Origin of the sequence: Planktothrix sp. FACHB-1355 (genome assembly GCF_014748295.1) — a bacterium.
GTDB lineage: Bacteria > Cyanobacteriota > Cyanobacteriia > Cyanobacteriales > Aerosakkonemataceae > Aerosakkonema > Aerosakkonema funiforme_A.
The window spans coordinates 1-5,455 of record NZ_JACJUP010000379.1 but is presented as its reverse complement, the minus strand read 5'-3'; the positions used below and the strand labels follow the sequence as shown (position 1 = coordinate 5,455).

At 45.7% G+C, this 5,455-nt stretch carries 3 protein-coding genes and 1 pseudogene; 3 read left to right on the top strand and 1 reads right to left on the bottom strand.

Going from position 1 to position 5,455, the window contains the following annotated elements; all coding sequences use genetic code 11:
* The 3 genes and pseudogenes from H6S82_RS16320 to H6S82_RS16310 all read left to right on the top strand — a co-directional run.
* A pseudogene (locus H6S82_RS16320) lies at nucleotides 1-886 on the top strand (hypothetical protein); the annotation flags it as partial.
* Between the two features lie 54 nt (nucleotides 887-940).
* Nucleotides 941-1,621, top strand: a complete 681-nt coding sequence (gene bioD, locus H6S82_RS16315; RefSeq protein WP_190460783.1) for a dethiobiotin synthase — start codon at nucleotides 941-943, stop codon at nucleotides 1,619-1,621.
* A gap of 493 nt (nucleotides 1,622-2,114) precedes the next feature.
* On the top strand, nucleotides 2,115-5,030 hold the full coding sequence (locus H6S82_RS16310) for a S8 family serine peptidase (RefSeq protein WP_190460785.1): 2,916 nt from the start codon (nucleotides 2,115-2,117) through the stop codon (nucleotides 5,028-5,030).
* A 79-nt stretch (nucleotides 5,031-5,109) separates the two neighbouring features.
* Here the strand turns inward: H6S82_RS16310 and H6S82_RS16305 are convergent, their stop codons facing one another.
* Nucleotides 5,110-5,439, bottom strand: coding sequence for a helix-turn-helix domain-containing protein (locus tag H6S82_RS16305; protein ID WP_190460787.1), 330 nt, complete (start codon nucleotides 5,437-5,439; stop codon nucleotides 5,110-5,112).
* Nucleotides 5,440-5,455: the final 16 nt, after the last annotated feature.

Below are 5,455 nucleotides of genomic sequence, written 5' to 3'. Positions count from 1 at the left end.
GGTGCGAACTTCTCAGCGGACGCCGACACCTGCAACACAGGTATTTTCTAATACCGATAAGCCATTAGCAACAAATTTAGAAAGTCCCTCTCCCACAAACAGTCCTGAACCAGTTACTTACAGCAAGCGTCTCACGCTGGTAGCTGATGACACTCTTTCTGTTTCAGACAAGCTGAAAGCTAACGCTACGGTTAAGTACATCATTTCTGGCGAACAAGGGCAAAAGTTAAGAGTTTCTCTGAAAGAAAAAGGTATTTTGATGACGGTGTTGGGCCCAAATGAAGAACCAGTTGATGGGCGATCGAAGCTGGTGACCCGCTGGGAAGGGACACTTTCTTTTGATGGAGATTATGCGATCGAACTTGTCACGGCTAAAGGAGTTTCAGAAAGTGAGTATAATCTAGACCTGCGGGTTAGCAACCCAGAACCAACTCCAACCCCGACGTCTACACCAACAGACACGCCTACACCGACACCCACAGACACACCCACAGACACGCCTACAGACACACCCACAGACACACCCACAGACACACCCACAGACACACCGACGCCGAGTGAGAGCCCTTCTCCAAAAGCGCTTGTTGATGCAGAACCGATCGATTTTCCTAATGACGCGACGGGGACGCAAGTTTTTTCCGGCCAAACCAGTCCTAAAATAATTAAGCGTTACCTAGTTAATATGAGGGAAGGTCAGATATTGAGTGCGCGAATTCAAAAGGGAGAAGCTACATTAGATATTCGCTCTCCCAATGGAGAACTGGTGGAAAATGCTTCTGGACTGGGAGAATGGGAGGCAAAAGTAGAAGAGAGCGGGGAATATCAAATTGATGTGAAGTCAAGCAAAGAAACTGAGTTCTCTGTTGATATTAGCGTGCGGAATTAGCTATTAGTTATCAGTCCTATGTTAGTCTTCCGTTAATAATTTCCCATATTACCAATGAACGCCATTTTAATTTCTGCTACCGATACAAACGCCGGAAAAACTGTTTTAACAGCCGCATTAGCAGCTTATTGGCAAACTTACCGATCGGCTGAGAGTTTGGCTATTTTTAAACCCATACAGACTGGTGTAGGCGATCGCGAATTGTATAGCCAGTTATTTTCGCTCAATCAATCTTTAGAAGAAATTACACCACTTCACTTTCAAGCCCCTCTAGCACCTCCTATTGCAGCCGAAAAAGAGGGGAGTTGGGTTGATTTAAAAAAACCTTGGCAAGCTTTAGAAATTTTACGAAAACAGCGAGATTTTGTATTAGTAGAAGCTTTGGGAGGTTTGGGTTCTCCTGTAACATACGAACTTACAGTAGCAGATTTAGCTAGGGATTGGGCATTGCCCACTGTTTTGGTAGTACCCATAAAATTGGGTTGTTTAGCGCAAGTAGTTGCTAATGTTGCTCTAGCGCGTCAGTCAAAAGTTAATTTAAAAGGTATCGTTCTGAATTGCGTTCAACCTTGTACGGATGCAGAAATTACCGACCTTGCACCAATTGATTTAATCCAATCTTTGACAAATACATTAGTTTTAGGGGTAATACCGTATTTAGAAAATCCAAACGATTTAAGTAAATTGGCTCAAGTTGCCGCTCACATAGAATTAGAATACTTAATGACGCATTAGTTAGAGGTAATAGTTTTTTTGTAAAAGCTTGTTAACAGCAATTACAAATAATAGAAATATCTCCAAATTAAATGTGTTCTACTATAACTTTTGTCCAGACCTTATATCCAACATCTCTACATTAGATTTGGAGATATCTAATAGACATCTCCAAAAATTCTTGTGGGGTAGGCATCCTGCCTGCTGTTTGAGATTGTTTTGGATGTCTAATCAACCATAAAGCAACTGGTAATCTACCCGGATTTGGTATCACGGAAATTTCTAATATTATCAAAAAATTATAATTTTCGCTGAAAACTTTAGATTAATTTCACAAATCACTACAGATTATTACTAAGAGTGTGAGTTAATCTGTCATTAGACAGATGAATTCAAAGTATAAAAATATGTGAAGCAGACGCGAGATTGTGAAATCGCTTTACTTATCAAAACTTATTGAATTACTGTTCTAGCGTCCTACACATTGCCGTACACAAAGGAGTACCAAAAAGATATGGTTTTACCTATAGACTTGAATAACCAGCCATCTTGGTTCGATCCGGAATATTACTTAAATGAAAACGTAGATGTAAAAATCGCTATTGATGCAGGTATTGTCAATTCTGCATTAGAACACTTTGCCTATTTCGGGGCGAAGGAAAGTAGAAACCCGCACAAAAATTTTAATAGCGATTTTTATTTAGAACAGTATAGCGATGTTGCAGATGCAGTTACTAAAGGAGAGTTTGAAAGTGCATTTCAACATTGGCTTTTGTTTGGTCAGTACGAAGGTCGCGTCACCACATCGCAAGAGTTAGTCAGCACCTTAGTTCCGCCTATTCTGGGAACCTTTAGCGACGAAACTCCGGTGCAGCAAAATCCCACGGTTGACCTGTCTGCTTTGGGATTCCGGTTTTTGAACAAACCTCTCAAAGTCGCTGAGGGTTTGGAGCTCGTGGCTACTGGGCCAAGTCCCGATCGCTTGAGCATCCGCAAGCCAGATAATGTGAATGCGGCAGACACAACCAATGCCGACCAACTGTGGTCTGGAGGCGGTTTGGGATTAAACCTGAACGGTACTGGCGTAACTGTAGGAATTTGGGACGGCGGTAGAGTTCGCAACACACACCAAGAGTTTGGTTCTCGCGTCACCTTTGGCGATTCTGCCTCAAGTTTTGAAGATCACGCCACCCACGTTGCTGGAACTATTGGTGCTACTGGCGTTAACCCCTCAGCGCATGGCATGGCCGATCGCGTCAATATTCGCAGCTATGACTGGAACGACGATTATGCGGAGATGAACGCTGCTGCTTCCCAAATCGACCTCTCCAATCATTCTTACGGAAGTTTGTCTGGTTGGGATTTATACAATTGGGGTTCGGGAAATGAGGATACCTGGTTTGGCGATCGCTCTCTTTCTGCCACCGAAGACCCCAATTTTGGTAAATACAGCACCACTGCTCGCGATTTAGACCAAGTGCTGTACAACAATCCCAACCTCCTGAGTATTTGGGCGGCGGGGAACGATCGCGATGATGTTTATCGTAACTACAAAGGCAACAACACTTATGTAACCTATCTATCCAATGCCATTGGAGGGCCTGGTTGGTATCGGGTTTCCACCACCAAATATGCAGCTCCTCCAGGAGACGGTAACGGCGGTACCGGTTACGACAGCCTCACCCCCGCCCAAGTAGCAAAAAATACTCTTGTTGTGGGTGCGATCGACGATATCACTGCCGACCCCTACAACAACAGCAACGTCAAAATGGCATATTTCTCCAATTGGGGGCCAACAGATGACGGTCGCGTCAGACCAGATGTGGTGGGTAACGGCGTGAATCTGTTCTCCTCCGTCGCCACTTCCGATACTGCTTATGCCACCTACTCCGGCACTTCGATGGCCACGCCCAACGTTACCGGCACGGCGGCACTACTTTACCAACATTACAAAAATCTCTACGGCGGTGCTTCTCCTAAGAGCGCTACCATGAAAGGCTTGCTGATTCACACTGCTTTTGACAGCGGCAATGTGGGGCCAGATTATACCTACGGTTGGGGTGTGGTAGACGGTGCGGCGGCGGCTAAGTTCCTGACTAATGCCAAAAGCGCAAATCAAACGGATCTGCTATTTGAACAAACCTATACCGGGACAGCGAGAACACTAAACGTGAACTCCAACGGCAGTAGCCCTCTCAAGGCGACGATCGTTTGGACTGACCCGGCTGGCCCTTTGCAAAACAACAATCTGGACGACCCAACGTCGGTTTTGGTAAATGACCTGGATTTGTGGATAACAGGCCCCAACGGTATTACCTATCGCCCTTGGACTCTAGACCCAGCCAATCCTTCCGCTTCGGCTGTACGCACTGCGGCCAATCATCGTGATAATACGGAGCAGGTGCTGATAGATGCGCCTATTGCCGGTAATTACACTATTAATATCGGTCATACGGGCAGTAGTTTCACGCAGAATTATTCTTTGCTGATCGGTGGGGTAACTTCCGCATCGAGTTCTACCAATATTATCGGTACGGCAGGAAATGACACTCTTAACGGTACGGCAGGAAATGACACGATCGCAGGATTGGACGGTGACGATATCCTGAATGGGTTAGATGGCAACGATAGTATTGACGGTGGAAATGGCAGCGATACTCTTGATGGCGGTAGCGGTAACGACTCTCTTGCAGGCGGTGCCGGTAACGATATCTATGTTGTTGATAGTAGCAATGATGCGATCGTCGAGAACTCGAACGGCGGTATAGATACTGTCCTGTCTTCTGTTAGTTGGACTTTGGGCGATAATCTGGAAAATCTCACCTTAACGGGTACTGGCGCTATCAACGGTACTGGTAATACTCTTGACAACGTGATTGCGGGGAATACTGGGAATAACGTTTTGGGCGGAGATGTCGGTAACGACACCCTGAGCGGAAATGGTGGTAACGACAACCTCAACGGCGGAAATGGCAGCGATAGTCTCAATGGCGGTGATGGTTTAGATACGATCGCTGGTGGTTTTGGGATCGATACGATTAGTGGTGGTGCTGGTAATGATGTGCTGACCGGTCAGGGTAGTAGCGATTCGTTTGTTTATGCGACGGGAAGTGCTTTTGCTGCTGCTGATGTGGGTGTGGATTCAATTACCGATTTCGTACCAGGAATCGATCGCATTGTCCTATCCAAGCAGACTTTCACAGCTCTCCTCAGCTCTGTGGGGAATGGTTTTAGTATTGCTTCTGATTTTGCCACTGTGTTAACTGATACTGGTGCTGCTACTAACGGGGCGCGGATTGTTTACAATCGGGTCAACGGCAATTTGTTCTACAACCAAAATGGGGCAGCGTCTGGATTCGGTTCTGGGGATAAGTTTGCTACTCTGGCGACTAAACCGCTGATTTCAGCTGCGGACTTTTCTCTCGTCTAGATACGGGAAAGGCTAGGGGCTTTAGTAGAGATGTTCGATCGAACGTCTCTACTTCAAAGGTGATAGACAGTGCCGCATTCTATCTGCTTTGCAAATACTTCAATCCCCATTCGTGCATCGAATCGAGTATTGGTTTGAGCGTTTCTCCCAATGGTGTCAGCGAATATTCTACTTTGGGTGGGACTTGCAAGTAGACGTGGCGATCGACTATTCCATCTTGTTCTAACTCCCTCAGCTGCTGGGTTAGCATCTTCTGGGTAATGCCGTGCAAGGCGCGGTGCAGTTCTCCGAACCTTTTTACCCCGAAAAATAATTCTCGCAAAATCAAGACTTTCCAGCGTCCGCCAATTACTTTGAGGGTGATTTCTACCGAACAAGTTAACCTGTCTTCACTTTCGATTGCTTCCATAGTATCATTTTGGGTA

What these genes read in the sequence shown, in the direction of transcription:
- bioD (WP_190460783.1), top strand. Translation starts at nt 941, where the DNA reads ATGAACGCCATTTTAATTTCTGCTACCGATACAAACGCCGGAAAAACT.
- H6S82_RS16310 (WP_190460785.1), top strand. Translation starts at nt 2,115, where the DNA reads ATGGTTTTACCTATAGACTTGAATAACCAGCCATCTTGGTTCGATCCG.
- H6S82_RS16305 (WP_190460787.1), bottom strand. Translation starts at nt 5,439, where the DNA reads ATGGAAGCAATCGAAAGTGAAGACAGGTTAACTTGTTCGGTAGAAATC.